We start from the raw sequence: 19,119 nt of genomic DNA on the forward strand, positions 1-19,119 counted from the left end.
GATCGCGGTGGGCGGCGGCGCACCTGCGGAACTCTGTGCTAGCTGACGATCGTGCCGATCTTCGGAGCCGGCTCGTTCTTGTACTCGGCCGGACCGAAGTTCTTCTTGACCGCGGTCTCCCAGGCGCCGTCGCTGACCATCTTCTCCAGCGCGGTGTTGATCTTGTTGACGGTCGCGGTGTCGCCCTTCTTGACGCCGATGCCGTAGTTCTCGTTGCTCAGCTTGAGGCCCGCCAGCTTGAACTGACCCTTGTACTTGTCCTGGGCGGCGAAGCCCGCGAGGATCGAGTCGTCCGTGGTCACCGCGTCGACGGCACCGCTCTGCAGGGCGGCGATGCACTCCGAGTAGCCCGAGTTCTCACGAAGGTTGGCCTTCGGGGCGATCGTGTCGTGGATGTTCTGCGCCGAGGTGGAGCCGGTCACGGAGCAGAGGTTCTTGCCGTTGAGGTCCGTGCCCTTGGCGATCGTGGAGTCCGCCTTGACGAGCAGGTCCTGGTGGGCGAGCAGATACGGGCCGGCGAAGTCGACCAGCGCCTTGCGCTTGTCGTTGATCGAGTACGAGGCCGCGATGAACTTCACGTCGCCACGGGCCAGCGCGGTCTCGCGGTCGGCGCTCTTGGTCTCGACCCACTCGATCTTGTCGGGCTCGTAGCCGAGCTGCTTGGCCACGTACGTCGCCACGTCCACGTCGAAGCCGGCGAAGGAACCGTCGGGCTGCTTCAGGCCGATGCCGGGCTGGTCGAACTTGATGCCGACCTTGATCTTGTCGCCGCCGCCCGAGCCGGTGTCCTTCTTGTCGTCGTCGCCTCCACAGGCCGTCGCCGTGAGGGCGAGGACAAGGGCTGCGGCGGTCGCGGCGGTGACCTTGCGAAGCTTCATGGTGAACATCCTTTGAGTGATGAAGTGAATGCGGGCCGTCACGTGCGGATGACGCAGTTCGTCCGAGCTTCGGAACCCGTCCACGAGACGGATTCCTTCACTGCTGCGGGAAGCGCCGAGTTGGGCGCCGGCCCTGGGAGGGCGTGGGTTCAGTGGTGCAGGATCTTGGACAGGAAGTCCTTCGCGCGGTCGCTGCGCGGGTTGCTGAAGAACTGGTCCGGCACAGCCTCTTCGACGATGCGGCCGTCCGCCATGAACACCACTCGGTTGGCGGCCGAACGGGCGAATCCCATTTCGTGGGTGACGACGATCATGGTCATGCCCTCGCGGGCGAGCTGCTGCATGACCTCCAGGACCTCGTTGATCATCTCCGGGTCGAGCGCCGACGTCGGCTCGTCGAAGAGCATGACCTTGGGGTCCATGGCCAGGGCGCGGGCGATGGCGACACGCTGCTGCTGGCCGCCGGACAGCTGTGCGGGGTACTTGTCCGCCTGCGTGGCCACACCCACCCGGTCGAGCAGGGCGCGGGCCTTCTCCTCGGCCGCCTTCTTGTCGGCCTTGCGGACCTTGATCTGGCCCAGCATCACGTTCTCGAGCACGGTCTTGTGCGCGAACAGGTTGAAGGACTGGAACACCATGCCGACGTCGGCCCGCAGCCGGGCCAGTGCCTTGCCCTCCTGGGGCAGCGGCTTGCCGTCGATCGAGATGTCTCCCGAGTCGATGGTCTCCAGACGGTTGATGGCACGGCACAGGGTGGACTTACCGGACCCGGAAGGTCCGATGACCACGACCACCTCGCCGCGGGCGATGGTCAGGTCGATGTCCTGGAGCACGTGCAACGCGCCGAAGTGCTTGTTGACGCTCTTCAGGACGACCAGATCGCCGGTCGCGGCCACGTCGTCCTTGGCCATCGATACTTCGGTCATGGCTTGCTGGCTCCGTCCTGCTCGGTTTCGGAGGACAGTAGTGACCTCGTGAGACCAGCGTCACCACATCTGAGGGGAACTTGAGGATAACGATCTGATGTCAGGTCAACACGCTTTGTGGCGTCCTCCGAAAGAGGTGTACCGGCTGGATAACGGAAGCGTTCCGCAGCCGGAACCAGGCGCGCGCGTGCGTGTGTCCACATGGTGTACTCCGCTGGGGCACCGCATGTGGTGTACAAGTCGAAACCGCACGCACGGCCGACGGACCGAAGCTCATGAACCGACGCCCATGAAGCACATGAAGCCCATGAACCGAAGGGGGTCGCGATGAGACTGCTCCTCGTCGAGGACGACAACCATGTCGCCGCCGCGCTCTCCGCGGTCCTGGCGCGGCACGGTTTCGACGTCACGCACGCCCGCAGCGGCGAGGAGGCCCTCCGGGCGCTCGTCCCGGAAGGAAACGGCTTCGGCGTGGTCCTGCTCGACCTGGGCCTGCCCGACCAGGACGGGTACGAGGTGTGCGGCAAGATCCGCAAGCGCACCAACACCCCCGTGATCATGGTCACCGCGCGCTCCGACATCCGCTCCCGCATCCACGGCCTCAATCTCGGCGCCGACGACTACGTGGTGAAGCCGTACGACACCGGGGAACTGCTCGCCCGGATCCACGCCGTCAGCCGGCGCACCGTCCACGAGGACGCCGCCGAGGCTGGGGAGGACGCGCTGCTCCTGGGGTCGCTGCGGATCGAACTGTCCAACCGGCAGGTCCTCGTGGACGGTTCGGTGGTCCAGCTGACCCGCAAGGAGTTCGATCTGCTCGCCCTTCTCGCGCAGCGTCCCGGAGTGGTGTTCCGCCGCGAACAGATCATCAGCGAGGTCTGGCGGACCAGCTGGGAGGGGACCGGCCGCACCCTGGAGGTACATGTTGCCTCCCTGCGCGCCAAGTTGCGCATGCCGGCGCTGATCGAGACCGTCCGCGGCGTGGGCTATCGGCTCGTCGCCCCGACGCGGTAGCGGGTACGGGTGCGCACACGTCTCCTTCCCCTGCTCATCGTCCTGATGGCGGCCGTCCTGCTCGCGCTCGGCATCCCGCTCGCCATCAGCGTGGCCGCCGCCCAGCAGCAGACGGTCGTCGTCGACCGGATCGACGACACCGCGCGTTTCGCGGCGCTCGCCCAGTTCGTCACCGACCGGCCCACCGGGTCCCGCGTCAAGGACGTGGACACCGACGAGCGCGGCGAGACCCTCCAACGGGAACTCGAGAGCTACTACGACGTCTACGGCATCCGTTCCGGTGTCTTCTACCGCAACGACGCACCCATGGCCAACGCGCCGACCGACTGGTACCTACCGGAAACGGGTGAGGTGCGTGACGCGTTCGCCGAGGCGCTCCTCTCCCGTCGCAGCCACGATCCGCAACAGGTCTGGCCCTGGCAGGAACACCGGCTCGTCGTCGCGTCGCCGGTCATCCGGGACGGCGACGTCGTGGCCGTCGTGGTCACCGACTCGCCCACCGGGCAGATGCGTTCACGGACGCTGCACGGCTGGATCGTCATCGGCGCCGGCGAGATCGCCGCGATGCTCCTCGCCGTGGGCGCCGCGCTGCGCCTCACCGGATGGGTGCTCAGGCCCGTACGCGTCCTCGACGCCACCACGCACCACATCGCGACCGGCAGCCTGAAGTCCCGGGTCGCGGTGGCCGGCGGGCCGCCGGAACTCAGACGGCTGGCCCGGTCGTTCAACGAGATGGCGGACAACGTCGAGGACGTGCTGGAACAGCAGCGTGCCTTCGTCGCCGACGCCTCGCACCAGCTGCGCAACCCGCTCTCGGCGCTGCTGCTGCGAATCGAACTGCTCGCACTCGAACTGCCGGAGGGAAACGAGGAGATCGCCTCGGTCCAGACCGAGGGCAAACGCCTGGCCGAGGTCCTGGACGACCTCCTCGACCTGGCGCTGGCCGAGCATGCCGAGGCGGACCTCGCGCTCACCGACATCGGCGCGCTGACTGCCGAGCGCGTCGCGGCCTGGACCCCGCTGGCCCAGGCCAAGGGCGTACGCCTGGTCGGTGACTGCCCGGCCACCACCGCGTGGGCGGACCCGGTCACGCTGTCCAGCGCCCTGGACGCGGTGATCGACAACGCGGTGAAGTTCACGCCCGAGGACGAGTGCGTGCAGGTGTCGGTCGCGTCGAACGGCGCGACCTCGACCGTCATGGTCACCGACGGCGGCCCGGGCCTCACCGACGACGAACTCGCTCGTATCGGCGACCGCTTCTGGCGCAGCGGCAGGCATCAGAACGTCAAGGGCTCGGGCCTGGGCCTGTCCATCTCCCGGGTGCTGCTGGCAGCGGGCGGCGGCACGATCGCGTACGACCATCACGAACCGCACGGACTGAAGGTGACCGTGCGGGTGCCGAGGTCGGGCCCGGCGTCCTGAGGCCCCGTGCCGCGACCGGCCCTACGGCTTGACCGAGCGGTAGTAGCGCCGGGCGCCCTTGTGCAGGGCCAACGGGTCGGTGTAGATGGCCGTCCGCAGATCCACGAGCTGCGCCGAGTGGACGTCGGCGCCGATGCGGTCCCGGCTGTTGATCACCGACCGGGTCAGCCACTCGGTGAGCCTCGGGTCCACGTCCTCGCGCGTCATCAGCAGGTTGGACACCGCGAGCGTCGCCACGGTCGAGCCGTCCTGGATGGACGGGTAGGCCGACTCGGGCATGTTGGTGGCCCGGTAGTAGCGGGAGGCTCCGCCCTGTTCGTGCAGCTTGGTGACCAGGTCCGCGTCGATCGGGACGAAGCGGAAGGGGAAGTCCTTCGCCAGCTGCACCAGACCGTTCGTGGGCAGCCCGCCCGACCAGAAGAAAGCGTCGATCTGGTCCTTCCTGAGCCGCCCGGGCCCGGTGTCGATGCCGTCGGCGAAGGGCTTGATGTCCTTGGCCGGGTCGAGACCGGCGGCGGCCAGCACCCGGTCCGCGATCAGCCGTACGCCGGAGTTCTCCAGCCCTATGGCCACCCGCTTGCCCCGCAGGTCCTGGAGGGTCGAGATCTTGGAGTCGCGCGGTACGACCAGCTGTACATAGTCGTCGTACAGGCGTGCGACCCCACGCAGGGTGTCGGCCCCCGGCAGCTTCCTGAGTTTGTACGTCTCCACCGCGTCGGCCGCCGCGATGGTGAAGTCGGCGTCGCCCGTGGCCACCCGCTCGACGTTCTCCTGCGACCCCTGGCTGTTCAGCAGTCGTACGTCCAGGTGCGGCATGTCCTTCGCGAACGCAGTCCTGAGCCCCGAGCCGTACTGCTGGTAGACGCCGGCGGGAGACCCGGTGCTGAACGTGATCGTCCCGGCCGGAGGGTCCTCGTCCAGCGGCAGCAGCCACCACAGCAGCAGCCCGAAGACCACGAAAGCGGCGGCCGAGCCCATGAGGGCCTGTCGCCTGCGGATCCTGGGGAGCACCTTCAACATGCGCGAGATCCTGCCAGTACGGCCCCCGTGCTGACCAGGAAATAGGGAGAGGGGTATCTGCCGTACCCGTCCGTACGACGATCGGATCGGCACCCGGAGCGCCGCCGCGAGGTCGCTAGAGTCACCGCATGCGCCCCGGTACCTCTCCTTCCGCTTCCCCTTCCTCTCCCGCCGACCTCGTCCGGGAGTTCCACCTCGCCTTCGGCCTCGAGACCCGCGGTACGCCCGCCGAGGTCTCCCCGCAGCTCGCGGCGCACCGGGGCGAGCTGCTCGCGGAGGAGGCGGCGGAGGTGGCCGAGGTAGCGGTCACGGGCCCGCTGGACCGGCTGGCGCACGAGCTGGCCGACGTCGTGTACGTCGCGTACGGCACGGCCCTGGTCCACGGGGTCGACCTCGACGCGGTGATCGCGGAGATCCACCGCGCCAACATGACGAAGCTTGGCCCCGACGGCCTGGTCGCCCGCAGGGCCGACGGCAAGGTGCTCAAGGGCGACCACTACCGGGCCCCGGACGTCGGAGCCGTCCTGCGCCGTCAGGGCTGGAACGCGGGGGAGGGGTGACCCGCGTACGGCCTGCCCTTGTCGGGTGAGGCTCGGCTCGGGCGCATCCTCAGACCGGGTAGGCGTGGGTCTGCGCGGCCTTCACCGTCGCCCAGACCTCCGCGCCCGGGTGCAGATCGAGTTCGGCGGCGGCGACCGTGGTCAGGTCCGCGGCCAGCGGTAGCTCTCCGGTGAGGTCGGCACGGATCTGGTCGCCGTGGCTCTCCAGGCCGGCCACCTCGCAGCGCCAGAGGTTGCGGGCGCTGGCACCGGTCGGACGGTCGCGGTAGAGGGTGACCGCGCTCGGCGGGAACGCCACGAAGACCGGGCCGACCAGGGCCTCGGTGGTGGTGATGGAAGGGCCGTCGTCGAGGCGGACGGTGTGGCCGTCGGCCAGGCCCCGGTAGAGGTTGAGGCCGACCAGCTGGGCGATGTAGTCCGTACGGGGGTGGCGGGCGATGTCGGAGGGGGTGCCCTCCTGGACGACCCGGCCGTCCTCTACGACCACCAGCCGGTCCGCCAGCACCATGGCATCCAGCGGGTCGTGCGTGACCAGGACGGCGACGGCCTCGAACTCGGCCAGGTGGCGCCGGAGTTGGGCGCGCACCTCCAGGCGGGTACGGGCGTCCAGCGCGGCGAGCGGTTCGTCGAGGAGCAGCAGGCGGGGGCGGGTCGCCAGGGCGCGGGCCAGAGCGACGCGCTGGGCCTGGCCGCCGGACAGCTTGCGCGGCTTGGCACCGGCGTGATCCGCGAGTCCCAGGCGGTTCAGCCACTCGGCGGCCTGCGCACGCGCCTCCGCCTTGGTCGAGCCGTGGCAGCGCGGCCCGAACGCCACGTTGTCCAGGGCGGTCAGGTGCGGGAAGAGCAGGTAGTCCTGGAAGACGACGCCGACCGGTCGGGACTCCGGCGGCGTACGCTCCAACGCCGTGCCGTCCAGCCGCAGATGGCCATCGGTGAGCGGCGTCAGGCCGGCGAGGGCGCGCAGGGCGGTGGTCTTTCCGGCGCCGTTCGGGCCGAGCAGTGCGACGACCTCGCCGGGTGCGACGCGCATCGCCACGTCGAGACGGAAGGTGCCGCGCTCGACGACGAGGTGGGCGTCGAGGCCGTCCAGGGCCGGGTCGGCGGCTGAGTGACGTGGTTCGGTCATCCTGCTGTCATCCAACGGTCGCGCAGGCCCGCCAGCACCGCGATGGACACGGTCAACAGGACCAGGCTGAGGGCTATGGCGGCCTCCGGGTCGCTCTGCAGGGCCAGGTACACGGCGAGCGGCATGGTCTGGGTTCGGCCCGGGAAGTTGCCCGCGAAGGTGATCGTCGCGCCGAACTCGCCCAGTGCCCGCGCCCAGGCCAGTACCGCGCCCGCCGCGATGCCCGGCGCGATCAGGGGGAGGGTGACCCGGCGGAACGCGGTGAAGCGGGAGGCGCCGAGCGTTGCGGCGGCCTCCTCGAAGCGCGGGTCGGCTGCGCGCAGGGTGCCCTCGACGCTGATGACCAGGAACGGCATCGCGACGAACGCCTCCGCGACCACGACCCCGGCGGTGGTGAACGGGAGCGTGATCCCGAACCAGGAGTCCAGCGACCTCCCGACGATGCCGTTGCGGCCGAGTGCCATCAGCAGCGCCACACCGCCGACCACCGGCGGCAGCACGAGCGGCAGGGTGACCAGAGCCCGTACGAGGCCCCGTCCGGGGAACTCGACCCGGGCCAGCAGCCAGGCCAGCGGCACACCGACGACCAGGCTCACCGCGGTCGCGGCCGTGGCGCAGAGCAGGGACAGCTGGAGCGCCTGCCACACCTCGGCGCTGCTCAGCAGGTCGGGCAGGCCGCGCCACGGGGCCCGTACGAGCAGGGCGATCAGCGGCACGAGCAGGAACGCCAGGCCGATCAGCGCGGGCACCAGCAGTGCGAGTGGCACGCCCTGGCCGACGCCGCGTCCGCCCGTCCGGACACGCCGACGCCGCGGACCGCCCTTGAGGGTGTCGGTCGCGGCGCCGGACTTGTCGGTCGGAAGGGTCACGGCTTGAGGAACCCGGCCTCGGTCAGGATCTTCTGCCCCTCGGCGGACTGCACCAGCGCGATGAACGCCTTGGCGGCGTCGGCGTTCTGGGTGTCCTTGAGCTGGACGATCGGGTACTCGTTGATGGCGCCGGCGGACTCGGGGAACTCCACACCCTCCACCTTGTCACCCGCCGCGTGCACATCGGTCTTGTAGACGACGGCCGCGTCGGCCTCCTTCAACTCGACCTTCGTCAGGGCGGCCTTGACGTCCTGCTCGTAGGAGACGGGGGTGAGCTTCAGTTTGGCGGCGCCGAGGGCCTTCTGCGCGGCGGCACCGCAGGGCACCGTCTTGTCGCACAGCACGACCTTCAGGCTCGACTTGGTGAGGTCCTTCAACGACGCGATCTTGTCGGGGTTGCCCGGCAGAGTGGCGATCTCCAACTGGTTGCGGACGAAGGTGGCGGGCGTGCCGGAGGCGTCCCCGGCGTCCGTGACGATCTTCATCGTCTTGGGGCTGGCAGAGGCGAACACGTCGGCGGGGGCGCCGCCGGTGATGCTCGATGCGAGGGAGTCGCTACCGCCGAAGCTGAAGGTGACCTTCGTACCCGGGTGCGCCTTCTCGAACTGCTCGCCCAGGGCGGTGAAGCTCTCCTTGAGTGAGGCGGCGGCGAACACGGTCACCGTGCCGGACACCTTGTCCGAGGCGGATGCGGACGGGTCCGACTTCGCCGACGGGGAGTCGTCGGACGACGAGCAGGCGCTCAGGGTCAGCAGCGCGGCGACGCCCGCACCGGTCACCTGCAGGGTCCGACGGGTCCGGCGCGCGGTACGGGTCATCACGGGTCTGCTCCCTCTGGTCCTGACGGACACAATCACCTGCGGTCCTGGCGGACCTTCCAGGGTCTTTCGACGACCACGTCGGTCGACTTGATCACTGCAACCGCCGGAACACCGGGCTCCAGCTTCAGTTCATCGGCCGACTCGCGGCTGACCAGCGCCGCTCATCCCGTTCGGCGGTGAGTGTCCCGCCGTCGACCAGCCGCCTCACGGTGTCGGCACTGACACCGAGCAGGGTGGCGGCGTCCCCGATCCGGTAGGTGTGCATGCGTTGATGATAATGCCGCAGATGCAAGGAGAAAGTCTCCTGTGGCTTCGCATGAGCCGGAGCTGTGATCTGTCAGGGTGGCATGTGCGTTTGCATGGAAGGTGGGCCTGGGTGCGGTCATCCGGGAGGTGGTAGCCCGTGAGTCAGTCCCTCGCAGCCGCCAGCACAGCCGCCGGTACGGTCGCCGTTCCGATGGCGGAACTCACCCTCGCCGGTGACCTGGCCCGGCCGTCCCGGCTGACGGTGCCCGACCTGCTCGCCTGGCCCCGGCGCGAGGCCGACGCCAGCTTCGAGTGCGTCACCAGCGGCGTCCGGCACCACCGTTTCACCGGGCCGCTGCTGTACGACGTGCTGTCGGCGGCTGAGCCGGGCTTCGACCCCGCCCGACGCAAGGACCGCCCGCGCTTCCCGATCGCCGTGGCCGGTGCGGACGGCCACCACGCCCTGCTGTCCTGGGCGGAGATAGACCCGGACTTCGGATGTGCTCCCGTGCTCCTCCGCGGGGCGCGACACATCAGCTGGATCGACGCGATCCGCGTGGACGAGGGTTACCGCGCGTGGGCGTGAACCGGGCCATGGCCTTGCGGAGAGGAGCGCGGTGAGCCCCGTCCAGCACACCCGTCCTTCCCGGTTGCCGATCCCGGTTGCCGAGAAACGATCCGGCAGCCTAACTTCGGGCCCATGGCGGACGACGAACCCACACGAGCGGCACGGCTGCTGGACGCCCAGGCCAACGCCGAACGGCTCTTCACGGAGATCGAGAAGCGCGGGCTCGTCGCGGCGGGCGAGGGCGAGCGGGCGGTCAGCGACCGCGTCCGGGACCTGGCGAACGAACTGTTCGGCACGACCCGGCACTGGCACAAGCGGATCGTGCGCTCCGGATCCAACACGCTGGAGCCCTACCGGGAGAACCCGCCGGACCGGCTGATCGGCGCGGACGACATCGTGTTCGCCGACTTCGGCCCGATCTTCGAGGAGTACGAGGCCGACTTCGGCCGGACGTTCGTGCTGGGCGACGACCCGGTCAAGCACCGGCTGCGCGACGACCTGCCGAAGGTCTTCGAGGCGGGCCGCCGCTTCTTCGAAGCCGACCGGGACATCACCGGCGCACGGCTGTACGCCGAGATCGAAAGGCTCGCGCAGGAAGCCGGGTGGGAGCTGGGCGGCTGGCACGCAGGGCACCTGGTCGGCGAATTCCCGCACGAGTGGATCGAGGGCGCGGACACGGAGTCGTACATCGCCCCCGCCAACGACACCCCACTGCGGCGAACCGACAAGGCAGGTCGCTCCTGCCACTGGATCCTGGAGATCCATCTCATCGACCGGGAACGGGAGTTCGGCGGCTTCTACGAGGAACTGCTCACCCTCGGCTGATCCGCCACCCCGGTTTCGTGGAGAGCCGGCCAGGCGGCCGGACAGACCGGTCGCGGGTCGGCGGGAACCCGGAGTGGCGTGGGATGCCAGGACTCAGCCGGAGCTGTGGCGCGCGTTCCACCGCCGTCGCAGCCAGTCGCCCGCCTCCCCGACCGCCACCAGCAACCCCGCGGACGCGGCGCAGGGGGCGAGCCCCGCAGACTGACCGAGACCCTCGCCCAACAGCCACAGAGCGAGCGTGACACACACCCACCAGGCGAGAACCGATCGTGTCGTGGGCCACCAGCGCGCCACTGCCTGCCTCATCGTCCTGTTCCTCCCGTTCCTCTCCTGCGGCAGCGTCGAGCGGGTCGCCCTGCCGAGATGGGACCCCGTTCACGACCGCCTACTCTTGAAACATGACCAGCAGCAGTGACCGGAGCCCGGTAGTGGACGTTCAGAGAACCAGCACGTATGAAATCCGCACCTACGGGTGCCAGATGAACGTCCACGACTCCGAGCGATTGTCCGGTCTGCTCGAAAACGCCGGTTACGTACGCGCTCCCAAGGACGCGGACGGTGACGCGGACGTCGTCGTCTTCAACACTTGCGCCGTGCGGGAGAACGCCGACAACAAGTTGTACGGCAACCTCGGCAGGCTCGCCCCGATGAAGACGAAGCGCCCCGGGATGCAGATCGCCGTCGGCGGCTGTCTCGCGCAGAAGGACCGCGACACCATCGTGAAGCGGGCACCCTGGGTGGACGTCGTCTTCGGTACGCACAACATCGGCAAGCTGCCCGTCCTGCTCGAACGCGCGCGCGTTCAGGAGGAGGCGCAGGTGGAGATCGCCGAGTCGCTGGAGGCGTTCCCGTCCACGCTGCCGACGCGGCGCGAGAGCGCGTACGCGGCCTGGGTGTCGATCTCCGTCGGCTGCAACAACACGTGCACCTTCTGCATCGTCCCGGCCTTGCGCGGCAAGGAGAAGGACCGCCGCACCGGCGACATCCTCGCCGAGATCGAGGCGCTGGTCGGCGAGGGCGTCTCCGAGATCACCCTGCTCGGCCAGAACGTCAACGCGTACGGTTCCGACATCGGTGACCGCGAGGCCTTCAGTAAGCTGCTGCGGGCCTGCGGCAAGATCGACGGCCTGGAGCGCGTCCGCTTCACCTCCCCGCACCCGCGTGACTTCACCGACGACGTCATCGCCGCGATGGCCGAGACACCGAACGTGATGCCGCAGCTCCACATGCCCATGCAGTCCGGCTCGGACACGATCCTGAAGGCGATGCGCCGCTCGTACCGCCAGGAGCGCTACCTGGGGATCATCGAGAAGGTGCGGGCCGCCATTCCGCACGCGGCGATCACCTCGGACATCATCGTCGGCTTCCCCGGGGAGACCGAGGAGGACTTCGAGCAGACGATGCACGCGGTGCGCGAGGCGCGGTTCGCGCAGGCGTTCACCTTCCAGTACTCCAAGCGGCCCGGCACTCCTGCCGCCACCATGGAGAACCAGATCCCCAAGGAAGTCGTCCAGGAGCGTTACCTGCGTCTCGCCGCCCTCCAGGAGGAGATCTCCTGGGACGAGAACAAGAAGCAGATCGGCCGCACCCTGGAGTTGATGGTCGCCGAGGGCGAGGGCCGCAAGGACGGCGCCACCCACCGCCTCTCCGGCCGCGCCCCCGACAACCGCCTGGTCCACTTCACCCGACCGGACACCGCGGTGCGCCCCGGGGACGTGGTCACGGTCGAGATCACGTACGCCGCCCCGCACCACCTCCTCGCCGAGGGCGCCGCCCTGAACGTGCGTCCCACGCGCGCGGGTGACGCCTGGGAGAAGCGCAACACCGCGGAGGCCGCGAAGCCGACAGGCGTGATGCTGGGCCTGCCGGGAATCGGGGCGCCTGCTCCGCTGCCGGTGGCTACGGGGAGCGGCTGCGGCTGCGACTGACGTGCTGCCACAATGCGGGTGGAGAGCGGGTGGAAAGGAGCATCACATGTTGCCGTACAGAGTCGCGTTCACCGAAGAGGCCGCCCATGTGCGCGACAGCCTGCCCGCCGACCGGCGTGACGTGCTGGAGCGTGGCCTGGCCATACTGGTGACCGACCCGCGGCACAAGCTCTCCCACTCCGTCCGCGGTGACGAGACAACGCGTGAGATCGCCCTCTCGCGCAACCTCTTCATCGAGTACGTGATCAGCGACGGCAAGCTCGTGGTGCTCCTCCTCACGGTCATCGACCTGACCGACGTGCTGATCGAGGACTGACACCGAGCCGTCCTCCGGGGTTACCCTGCCGATCATGCTTGTCGCCGCCGCCGTCTGCCCCTGTCCGCCGCTCCTCGTCCCCGACGTTGCCGCGGAAGCCGCACCCGAGCTGGACACCGCGCGCGCCGCCTGCACGGACGCGCTGGGCGTGCTCGCGGCCTCCCGACCCGACCGCCTGCTGGTCGTCGGGCCCGCCGGACGGAGCGGGCGCGGACCGCACCCGGAGGGCACCCGGGGCTCGTTCCGCGGCTTCGGGGTGGACCTCGACGTACGCCTGGGTACCGAGAGTGCCGGACCGGCCGCGGCGGACCGGGAGCTGCCGCTGTCGCTCGCTGTCGCCGCCTGGCTGCTGGAGCGGACCGGCTGGTCCCAGGCGCCTGTGGAGGGCCTGGGCGTGGGGGAGCCGCTGGCGGCCGAGCGGTGTATCGCGGCCGGGAGGGAGATCGGCGGGCGGCCGGAGAGGGTGGCCCTGCTGGTGATGGGCGACGCCAGCGCCTGCCGCACACTCAAGGCGCCCGGGTACCTGGACGAGCGGGCGGCCGGCTTCGACGCGGACATCGCACGGGCGCTCGGTTCGGCGGACGTGGCGGCACTCAAGGCCCTGGACGCGGAACTGGCGTACGAACTGAAGGTCTCCGGCCGGGCGCCCTGGCAGGTCCTCGCGGGAGCGGCCGAGAACACCGACCTCGCGGGCACTCTGCTGTACGAGGACGCTCCGTACGGCGTGGGGTACGTGGTCGCGGCCTGGTCGTAGCAGTAGCAGTAGCAGTAGCAGTAGCAGTCGCCGTAGCCGTAGCCGTCGCGCGGCGGACGGCCGGGAATGTGGGCTCCGCGGCCGTCCGTCGATGTGTTGTTCTGTCGTTCGCGCCGGTCAGGAAGCCGGTGGCGGTGTGTCCGGTGGCGGCGTGAACGTGTCGTCCGGGGTGCCACCGTCCTTGTGCGCGAGTCGGTCCACGGCGCCCTTCGCCTTGCCGGTGCCCGTATGGATCTTGTCGCTGTACTTGCCCTTGGTCTTCTCGTCGACCACCTTCGCGGCCTTGTCGAGGCCTCGCTCGATCTGGCCCTCGTGCTGGTGCGCGAAGTCCGCGACCTTCTCCTTGGCCGGGGCGAGTTTCGCTTTCAGATTGTCCAGCAGACCCATTTTTCGCCTTCCCTCACGGGCGGTTACCTGCGGGCGCCCTCGCCGGCCTCGCTGTCGGCGGCCTCCTCGGCGGACTGCTGCCTGGGGATCTCGACGCCCTCGGTGGCGGGGACGGTCACGGCTTCCGTCCTCTCCGCCGTGATCTCCGTCTCGGCACCGCTGCCGGGCTCGGGCGACCCCTTCGCCGCTTCCGTCTCCTCCGCCGCCGGCCCGTCCGTCACTACGACGGTCTGCTCGTCGGCGGTCGACGTCTCCTCCGTGGTCTTCGACCGTCCAAGAAGTCGTGCAAAAACGCCCATATCCACTCCATACGTTACTCGTGCGGGCGAAATCCCGCGTTGCCCGGTGCGTCCGTTTGCGTCGCCCCCGTCACCGCCTCCCGTATCCGGCGGCGCGAACCTCGCAACTGGCAACGACCCCGGATCGCCGCCGTCACGTCGCTCGTTCGAGGACGCGTCCGGGGTTTGCGAGACTGTGGCGGTGAGCAGCGCAGCCCCCACCCCACGAGTCATCGCCGTCGTCGGCCCCACCGCGGCCGGAAAGTCCGATCTGGGCGTGTTTCTCGCTCAGCGTCTCGGCGGCGAGGTCGTCAACGCCGACTCGATGCAGCTCTACCGAGGGATGGACATCGGCACCGCCAAGTTGACGCCCGGGGAGCGCGGCGGAATTCCGCACCACCTCCTGGACATCTGGGACGTCACCGTCGCGGCCAGCGTCGCCGAGTACCAGCGCCTCGCACGTGAACGGATCGACGCGCTGCTCGCCGAGGGGCGCTGGCCGGTCCTGGTCGGCGGCTCCGGTCTGTACGTCCGGGGAGCCGTCGACAAAATGGAGTTCCCCGGCACCGATCCCGAGGTCAGGGCCCGCCTGGAGGAGGAGCTGGCCCTGCGCGGCTCCGGCGCCCTGCACGCCCGGCTGGCCGCCTCCGACCCCGAGGCCGCCCAGGCGATCCTGCCCAGCAACGGCCGCCGCATCGTCCGCGCCCTGGAGGTCATCGAGATCACCGGCAAGCCCTTCACCGCCAACCTTCCGGGCCACGACTCCGTGTATGACACCGTGCAGATCGGCGTCGACGTGTCCCGCCCCGAGCTGGACGAACGCATCGCCCGCCGGGTCGACCGGATGTGGGCGGCGGGGCTCGTTGACGAGGTGCGCGCGCTGGAGGCGCACGGCCTGCGCGAGGGGCTCACGGCATCGCGTGCGCTGGGCTATCAGCAGGTGCTCGCGGCGCTCGCCGGGGAGTGCGGCGAGGACGACGCGCGTACCGAGACCGTGCGCGCCACCAAGCGCTTCGCGCGCCGTCAGGATTCGTGGTTCAGGCGCGATCCCCGGGTGCACTGGTTGAGTGGGGCTGCGTCGGATCTCACAGAACTTCCGCACCTCGCACTGGCGTTGGTCGAACGACCGGTCACAGCCTGATCACGTCATGGCATCGGGACGCTCAGGCCGTCATCCAGGCCTCCGGCGCCGTGCCATCATCGAGCTTCGATCGACCAAGTGGAGTCCGAGTTGGGAGGGCGCGTGGCGATGGAAGCCGGCCCTCGCGACACCGCACAAGGCGCGGGACCCGTCACAGGTGACGGTGGCGAAACGGAACGGGACGAGGATCGTCTGAGCCCCGACGGGCCCGACGAGACACAGGGCGGCGTGACCGCCGACGGACCCGAACCGGACGAGATGTTCCTCGGGCCCGAGGTCGAGGTCGAACTCCGGCCGCAGCGCCGTCTGCGCATCTGGCAGCTCGCCCCGATCGTGGTCCTGGCAGCCCTCGGATCCCTGATGTTCGCCTTCCCGCTGGCGTTCGACTTCGGCGACAGCGGAGCCGTGATCGCCATGCTGGGGCTCCTCATCTGCTCATGCGCGGCGGGCTGGGGCATGATGGCCGCCCGCCGGGTCGGCTACACGGCTCCAGGGCTGGGTGACACCCCCCGGCGGGACTGGCGGATCGTGTCGGCGTATGTCGTGGTGGTCGTCGTCGTCATCGCGCTGGCCGTCCTGCGAGTGGCCCGTCTGCGGTAGGGCTCGACGCCGTACGATCGGGGAATGAGCACGCGGATCGCCTTCCTCAAGGGGCACGGGACCGAGAACGATTTCGTGATCGTCCCCGACCCCGAGAACGTCATCGACCTCCCCCAGGCCGCCGTCGCCGCCCTGTGTGACCGTCGTGCGGGCATCGGGGGTGACGGACTGCTCCACGTCGTGCGGTCCGCCGCGCATCCCGAGGCCAAGGGTATGGCGGCCGAGGCGGAGTGGTTCATGGACTACCGCAACGGTGACGGCTCGATCGCGGAGATGTGCGGCAACGGGGTGCGGGTCTTCGCGCGCTACCTCCAGCGGGCCGGACAGGTGACCGAAGGGGACATCGCCGTCGCCACACGCGGGGGCGTGAAGCGCGTACACATCGCCAAGGAGGGCGACGTCACCGTCGGTATGGGGAAGGCGCTCCTCCCCGAAGGTGAGATCACCGTGCGTGTCGACGAGCGCAGCTGGCCCGCGCGGAACGTGAACATGGGCAACCCGCACGCGGTCGCCTTCGTGGACGATCTCGCGCACGCGGGCAACCTGTTCACCGCGCCGCCGGTCAGCCCGGCCTCCGTCTACCCGGACGGGGTCAACGTCGAGTTCGTGGTCGACCGGGGCCCGCGACACGTCGCGCTGCGCGTGCATGAGCGCGGGTCCGGTGAGACCCGCTCGTGCGGCACGGGCGCGTGTGCCGTCGCTGTGGCCGCCGCCCGGCGCGACGGCGCCGACCCGGCGGTGACCGGGACGCCGGTGACGTACACCGTCGATGTGCCCGGCGGGCGCCTGGTGATCACCGAGAGCGCCGACGGCGAGATCGAGATGACGGGTCCCGCGGTGATCGTCGCCGAGGGCGAGATCGATGCCGAGTGGCTGGAAATCGCGGCGAACTGAAGCGGTCCATCGCTTGATATCGCAGGCTGCATGTCTCGTGGGTCATGGAAATGAAGATCACTGGGTCCGTTGCGTCTTGAATGCAGGGTTGATCTCGGCTCTGATGGCTCGTCGACATAGGTGTCTGACTTGTCGCTCGAATGGGTGATCCGTTTCACGCTCGACGAGAGGTGGTCAGTCGCGCGTGGTGGGCTCGGTAGCATCAAGCACCGGCCCGGACGGGGGAACAACGCCATCCCCTGAGCCGTCGTCCGCCATGGGGCATCCCGTCCGCCGGTCCAGGTAGCCGGAGGTGCCCATGAGTGCGGAGGCCACGAATCCCGCGAGCCCAGGTGCTGTGACGTCCTCGCCCAAGCTCGCGGCCTCGCTGGAACAGGACGGGGCCCAGGCGCCCCGCCGACGGACCCGCCCCAGGATCGACCTGCGCCGACTGGGCAGGGCCGCTTTCCTCGGCTCCGCGACCCGAGACCGGCTGCCCGACGCCATCGGCCATGTCGTCGAGGCGCACCGCGCCCACCACCCCGACGCCGACCTGGAACCGCTTCGCCGGGCCTACGTCCTGGCCGAGTCCTCGCACCGGGGCCAGATGCGCAAGAGCGGCGAGCCGTACATCACGCACCCGCTCGCCGTGACCCTGATCCTCGCCGAACTCGGCGCGGAGACCACGACCCTGACGGCGTCTCTGCTCCACGACACCGTCGAGGACACCGACGTGACGCTCGATCAGGTCGGCGAGGAGTTCGGCGCCGAGGTCCGCTACATCGTCGACGGTGTGACGAAGCTGGAGAAGGTCGACTACGGCGCCGCCGCCGAGCCCGAGACCTTCCGCAAGATGCTGGTCGCCACCGGGAACGACGTCCGCGTGATGTCGATCAAACTCGCCGACCGGCTGCACAACATGCGCACCCTGGGTGTGATGCGCCCCGAGAAGCAGGAACGCATCGCCAAGGTCACCCGGGACGTGCTCATCCCGCTCGCCGAACGGCTCGGCGTCCAGGCGCTCAAGACCGAACTGGAAGACCTGGTCTTCGCGATCCTGCACCCCGAGGAGTACCGGCACACCCGGGAGCTGATCGTCGACAACGCCTCCCGCGCGGACGACCCGCTCGCCGAGATCGCCGACGAGGTACGCGCGGTACTGCGCGACTCGGGGATCCAGGCCGAAGTCCTCATCCGGCCCCGGCACTTCGTGTCCCTGCACCGGGCGTCACGCAAGCGCGGCCAGCTGCGCGGCTCCGACTTCGGGCGGGTCCTGGTGCTCGTCAACGAGGACGCCGACTGCTACGGCGTACTGGGCGAGCTCCACACTTGTATGACGCCCGTCGTCTCCGAGTTCAAGGACTTCATCGCCGTACCCAAGTTCAACCTCTACCAGTCGCTGCACACCGCCGTCGCCCGGGGGGACGGCCAGGTCGCCGAAGTCCTCATCCGTACCCACCAGATGCACAAGGCCGCCGAGGCCGGCGTCATCGCGCTCGGTAATCCCTACGCTCCGCCTTCGGAGGAGCAGACCGCCGGCGACGGGGCACGCGCCGACCTCGACGCCGACGGCGAGCGCATCGACCCCACCCGGCCCGGCTGGCTGTCCCGTCTCCTCGACTGGCAGGAGGCCGCGCCCGACCCCGACACCTTCTGGTCCACCCTGCGCGAGGACCTCGCCCAGGACCGTGAGATCACCGTCTTCCGGGCCGACGGAGGCTCGTTGGGCCTGCCCGAGGGCGCGAGCTGCGTGGACGCCGCGTACGCGCTGTACGGCGAGGACGCGCACGCCTGTATCGGCGCCCGGGTCAACGGCCGGCTGGCGACGCTGAGCACGGTCCTGCGGGACGGCGACACGGTCCAGCTCCTCATGGGGCAGGACCCGGCCTCCGAGCCCTCCAGGAAGTGGCTGGAGCACGCGCACACACCCGTCGCCAGGATCGCCATCCAGCGCTGGCTGGCCGCCCATCCGGCGCACCGGGATCCGGCGGACGTGCCGGCGAGGTCCTCCGGTGACCCCTCGGAAGCCGAGGAGGCCACCGCCGAGGCCGCTCGCGCGGCCGTCGACGCCCGCTCGGCCCAGGAGGGTCCGGAGTCCGCCGACCCCGCCGCGACCGCCGTCGTCGACCAGCCCGGCGCGACCGTACGGCTCGCCGGCTGCTGTACGCCCGTACCGCCCGACGAGGTCACCGGCTTCGCCGTGCGCGGGGGAGTGGTGACCGTCCACCGGGTGGAGTGCGCCGGGGTGGCGCACATGAAGAGCACGGGGCGCGCGGAGGTCGGCGTGCACTGGGGGGACACCACCGAGGCCCGGGTCACCCTGGTCGCCGAATCGTTCGGGCGGCCCCATCTGCTGGCCGACCTCACCGAAGCCATCGCCATGGAGGGCGTCGCGATCGTCTCGGCGACCGTCGAACCCCCCAGCCAGCAGCGCGTACGCCACACCTACACGCTCCAACTCCCGGACGCGGCGCACCTTCCGGCCCTCATGCGGGCCATGCGCAACGTGCCGGGTGTGTACGACGTGAGCCGGGCGCAGCATCACGTGGCGGTTCCCTGAGGCACCC

Annotated in this window: 21 protein-coding genes and 1 pseudogene; 12 read left to right on the plus strand and 10 right to left on the minus strand. The window is 69.9% G+C overall.

Annotation, left to right across the window (positions count from 1 at the left end; all coding sequences use genetic code 11):
- Window positions 1–38: 38 nt before the first annotated feature.
- Both G3I56_RS20785 and G3I56_RS20790 read right to left on the minus strand, forming a co-directional pair.
- Complete coding sequence (locus G3I56_RS20785; RefSeq protein WP_203690314.1) at window positions 39–878, minus strand: glutamate ABC transporter substrate-binding protein; 840 nt, start codon at window positions 876–878, stop codon at window positions 39–41.
- A 149-nt stretch (window positions 879–1,027) separates the two neighbouring features.
- The gene (locus G3I56_RS20790) at window positions 1,028–1,804 is read right to left on the minus strand and encodes an amino acid ABC transporter ATP-binding protein (RefSeq protein WP_164411064.1); all 777 of its coding nucleotides are present in this window, start codon (window positions 1,802–1,804) and stop codon (window positions 1,028–1,030) included.
- 327 nt (window positions 1,805–2,131) lie between these two features.
- On the opposite strand from G3I56_RS20790, the gene G3I56_RS20795 reads away from it, so the two are divergent.
- Together G3I56_RS20795 and G3I56_RS20800 are read left to right on the plus strand one after the other, a co-directional pair.
- Window positions 2,132–2,818 (plus strand): response regulator transcription factor, encoded by a 687-nt coding sequence (locus tag G3I56_RS20795; protein ID WP_164411066.1) that lies wholly within the window; start codon window positions 2,132–2,134, stop codon window positions 2,816–2,818.
- 9 nt (window positions 2,819–2,827) lie between these two features.
- On the plus strand, window positions 2,828–4,240 hold the full coding sequence (locus G3I56_RS20800; protein ID WP_164411068.1) for a HAMP domain-containing sensor histidine kinase: 1,413 nt from the start codon (window positions 2,828–2,830) through the stop codon (window positions 4,238–4,240).
- A gap of 21 nt (window positions 4,241–4,261) precedes the next feature.
- Here G3I56_RS20800 and G3I56_RS20805 read toward each other — a convergent pair whose 3' ends face one another.
- Window positions 4,262–5,260 carry a TAXI family TRAP transporter solute-binding subunit gene (locus G3I56_RS20805; RefSeq protein ID WP_164411070.1) on the minus strand — a complete coding sequence of 333 codons (999 nt, stop codon included), beginning with the start codon at window positions 5,258–5,260 and terminating at the stop codon, window positions 4,262–4,264.
- Between the two features lie 128 nt (window positions 5,261–5,388).
- Between G3I56_RS20805 and G3I56_RS20810 the strand changes: the two genes are divergently transcribed.
- On the plus strand, window positions 5,389–5,820 hold the full coding sequence (locus tag G3I56_RS20810; protein WP_164411072.1) for a MazG nucleotide pyrophosphohydrolase domain-containing protein: 432 nt from the start codon (window positions 5,389–5,391) through the stop codon (window positions 5,818–5,820).
- Window positions 5,821–5,869: 49 nt separating this feature from the next.
- On the opposite strand, the gene G3I56_RS20815 is transcribed toward G3I56_RS20810, so the two are convergent.
- The 4 genes and pseudogenes from G3I56_RS20815 to G3I56_RS20830 form a co-directional block, all read right to left on the minus strand.
- Window positions 5,870–6,946, minus strand: a complete 1,077-nt coding sequence (locus G3I56_RS20815) for an ABC transporter ATP-binding protein (protein ID WP_164411074.1) — start codon at window positions 6,944–6,946, stop codon at window positions 5,870–5,872.
- Complete coding sequence (gene modB, locus G3I56_RS20820; protein WP_164411076.1) at window positions 6,943–7,815, minus strand: molybdate ABC transporter permease subunit; 873 nt, start codon at window positions 7,813–7,815, stop codon at window positions 6,943–6,945. Before modB ends, G3I56_RS20815 begins: the two co-directional genes overlap by 4 nt.
- Complete coding sequence (modA, locus tag G3I56_RS20825; protein ID WP_164411078.1) at window positions 7,812–8,633, minus strand: molybdate ABC transporter substrate-binding protein; 822 nt, start codon at window positions 8,631–8,633, stop codon at window positions 7,812–7,814. Before modA ends, modB begins: the two co-directional genes overlap by 4 nt.
- Before the next feature lie 35 nt (window positions 8,634–8,668).
- Window positions 8,669–8,901 (minus strand): annotated as a pseudogene (locus G3I56_RS20830) (TOBE domain-containing protein).
- A 138-nt stretch (window positions 8,902–9,039) separates the two neighbouring features.
- Here G3I56_RS20830 and G3I56_RS20835 point away from each other — a divergent pair.
- The gene (locus tag G3I56_RS20835) at window positions 9,040–9,468 is read left to right on the plus strand and encodes a hypothetical protein (protein WP_164411080.1); all 429 of its coding nucleotides are present in this window, start codon (window positions 9,040–9,042) and stop codon (window positions 9,466–9,468) included.
- 114 nt (window positions 9,469–9,582) lie between these two features.
- On the plus strand, window positions 9,583–10,275 hold the full coding sequence (locus G3I56_RS20840; RefSeq protein WP_164411082.1) for a M24 family metallopeptidase: 693 nt from the start codon (window positions 9,583–9,585) through the stop codon (window positions 10,273–10,275).
- A 93-nt stretch (window positions 10,276–10,368) separates the two neighbouring features.
- Here the strand turns inward: G3I56_RS20840 and G3I56_RS20845 are convergent, their stop codons facing one another.
- Entirely contained in the window at window positions 10,369–10,581 is a 213-nt protein-coding gene (locus G3I56_RS20845) for a hypothetical protein (RefSeq protein ID WP_164411083.1), read from the minus strand.
- Window positions 10,582–10,673: 92 nt separating this feature from the next.
- Between G3I56_RS20845 and miaB the strand changes: the two genes are divergently transcribed.
- From miaB to G3I56_RS20860, 3 genes are read left to right on the plus strand one after another with little or no spacing between them, the layout of a single operon-like run.
- Complete coding sequence (gene miaB / locus G3I56_RS20850; RefSeq protein WP_164411085.1) at window positions 10,674–12,203, plus strand: tRNA (N6-isopentenyl adenosine(37)-C2)-methylthiotransferase MiaB; 1,530 nt, start codon at window positions 10,674–10,676, stop codon at window positions 12,201–12,203.
- A gap of 46 nt (window positions 12,204–12,249) precedes the next feature.
- Entirely contained in the window at window positions 12,250–12,519 is a 270-nt protein-coding gene (locus G3I56_RS20855; RefSeq protein ID WP_164411087.1) for a hypothetical protein, read from the plus strand.
- 34 nt (window positions 12,520–12,553) lie between these two features.
- Window positions 12,554–13,273 carry a class III extradiol dioxygenase subunit B-like domain-containing protein gene (locus G3I56_RS20860; protein ID WP_164411089.1) on the plus strand — a complete coding sequence of 240 codons (720 nt, stop codon included), beginning with the start codon at window positions 12,554–12,556 and terminating at the stop codon, window positions 13,271–13,273.
- Window positions 13,274–13,390: 117 nt separating this feature from the next.
- Here G3I56_RS20860 and G3I56_RS20865 read toward each other — a convergent pair whose 3' ends face one another.
- Both G3I56_RS20865 and G3I56_RS20870 read right to left on the minus strand, forming a co-directional pair.
- Complete coding sequence (locus G3I56_RS20865; protein ID WP_164411091.1) at window positions 13,391–13,660, minus strand: antitoxin; 270 nt, start codon at window positions 13,658–13,660, stop codon at window positions 13,391–13,393.
- Window positions 13,661–13,683: 23 nt separating this feature from the next.
- A complete protein-coding gene (locus G3I56_RS20870; RefSeq protein WP_164411093.1) occupies window positions 13,684–13,959 on the minus strand; it encodes a hypothetical protein in 276 nt (91 codons plus the stop codon).
- A 181-nt stretch (window positions 13,960–14,140) separates the two neighbouring features.
- Between G3I56_RS20870 and miaA the strand changes: the two genes are divergently transcribed.
- The 4 genes from miaA to G3I56_RS20890 all read left to right on the plus strand — a co-directional run bounded on the left by miaA (window position 14,141) and on the right by G3I56_RS20890 (window position 19,112).
- Complete coding sequence (gene miaA, locus G3I56_RS20875; protein WP_164411095.1) at window positions 14,141–15,079, plus strand: tRNA (adenosine(37)-N6)-dimethylallyltransferase MiaA; 939 nt, start codon at window positions 14,141–14,143, stop codon at window positions 15,077–15,079.
- Window positions 15,080–15,187: 108 nt separating this feature from the next.
- Complete coding sequence (locus G3I56_RS20880; protein WP_164411305.1) at window positions 15,188–15,679, plus strand: hypothetical protein; 492 nt, start codon at window positions 15,188–15,190, stop codon at window positions 15,677–15,679.
- A gap of 24 nt (window positions 15,680–15,703) precedes the next feature.
- Window positions 15,704–16,573 (plus strand): diaminopimelate epimerase, encoded by an 870-nt coding sequence (dapF, locus tag G3I56_RS20885; protein WP_164411096.1) that lies wholly within the window; start codon window positions 15,704–15,706, stop codon window positions 16,571–16,573.
- Window positions 16,574–16,871: 298 nt separating this feature from the next.
- Window positions 16,872–19,112 carry an HD domain-containing protein gene (locus tag G3I56_RS20890; protein ID WP_164411098.1) on the plus strand — a complete coding sequence of 747 codons (2,241 nt, stop codon included), beginning with the start codon at window positions 16,872–16,874 and terminating at the stop codon, window positions 19,110–19,112.
- Window positions 19,113–19,119: the final 7 nt, after the last annotated feature.

Source organism: Streptomyces sp. SID12488 (assembly GCF_010548275.1).
GTDB lineage: Bacteria > Actinomycetota > Actinomycetes > Streptomycetales > Streptomycetaceae > Streptomyces.

Bases quoted from the DNA above. Each gene is read 5' to 3' on its own strand.
- G3I56_RS20785 (WP_203690314.1), bottom strand. From the start codon at position 878: ATGAAGCTTCGCAAGGTCACCGCCGCGACCGCCGCAGCCCTTGTCCTC.
- G3I56_RS20790 (WP_164411064.1), bottom strand. From the start codon at position 1,804: ATGACCGAAGTATCGATGGCCAAGGACGACGTGGCCGCGACCGGCGAT.
- G3I56_RS20795 (WP_164411066.1), top strand. From the start codon at position 2,132: ATGAGACTGCTCCTCGTCGAGGACGACAACCATGTCGCCGCCGCGCTC.
- G3I56_RS20805 (WP_164411070.1), bottom strand. From the start codon at position 5,260: ATGTTGAAGGTGCTCCCCAGGATCCGCAGGCGACAGGCCCTCATGGGC.
- G3I56_RS20810 (WP_164411072.1), top strand. From the start codon at position 5,389: ATGCGCCCCGGTACCTCTCCTTCCGCTTCCCCTTCCTCTCCCGCCGAC.
- G3I56_RS20815 (WP_164411074.1), bottom strand. From the start codon at position 6,946: ATGACCGAACCACGTCACTCAGCCGCCGACCCGGCCCTGGACGGCCTC.
- modA (WP_164411078.1), bottom strand. From the start codon at position 8,633: ATGACCCGTACCGCGCGCCGGACCCGTCGGACCCTGCAGGTGACCGGT.
- G3I56_RS20840 (WP_164411082.1), top strand. From the start codon at position 9,583: ATGGCGGACGACGAACCCACACGAGCGGCACGGCTGCTGGACGCCCAG.
- G3I56_RS20845 (WP_164411083.1), bottom strand. From the start codon at position 10,581: ATGAGGCAGGCAGTGGCGCGCTGGTGGCCCACGACACGATCGGTTCTC.
- miaB (WP_164411085.1), top strand. From the start codon at position 10,674: ATGACCAGCAGCAGTGACCGGAGCCCGGTAGTGGACGTTCAGAGAACC.
- G3I56_RS20855 (WP_164411087.1), top strand. From the start codon at position 12,250: ATGTTGCCGTACAGAGTCGCGTTCACCGAAGAGGCCGCCCATGTGCGC.
- G3I56_RS20860 (WP_164411089.1), top strand. From the start codon at position 12,554: ATGCTTGTCGCCGCCGCCGTCTGCCCCTGTCCGCCGCTCCTCGTCCCC.
- G3I56_RS20865 (WP_164411091.1), bottom strand. From the start codon at position 13,660: ATGGGTCTGCTGGACAATCTGAAAGCGAAACTCGCCCCGGCCAAGGAG.
- G3I56_RS20870 (WP_164411093.1), bottom strand. From the start codon at position 13,959: ATGGGCGTTTTTGCACGACTTCTTGGACGGTCGAAGACCACGGAGGAG.
- G3I56_RS20880 (WP_164411305.1), top strand. From the start codon at position 15,188: ATGGAAGCCGGCCCTCGCGACACCGCACAAGGCGCGGGACCCGTCACA.
- dapF (WP_164411096.1), top strand. From the start codon at position 15,704: ATGAGCACGCGGATCGCCTTCCTCAAGGGGCACGGGACCGAGAACGAT.
- G3I56_RS20890 (WP_164411098.1), top strand. From the start codon at position 16,872: ATGAGTGCGGAGGCCACGAATCCCGCGAGCCCAGGTGCTGTGACGTCC.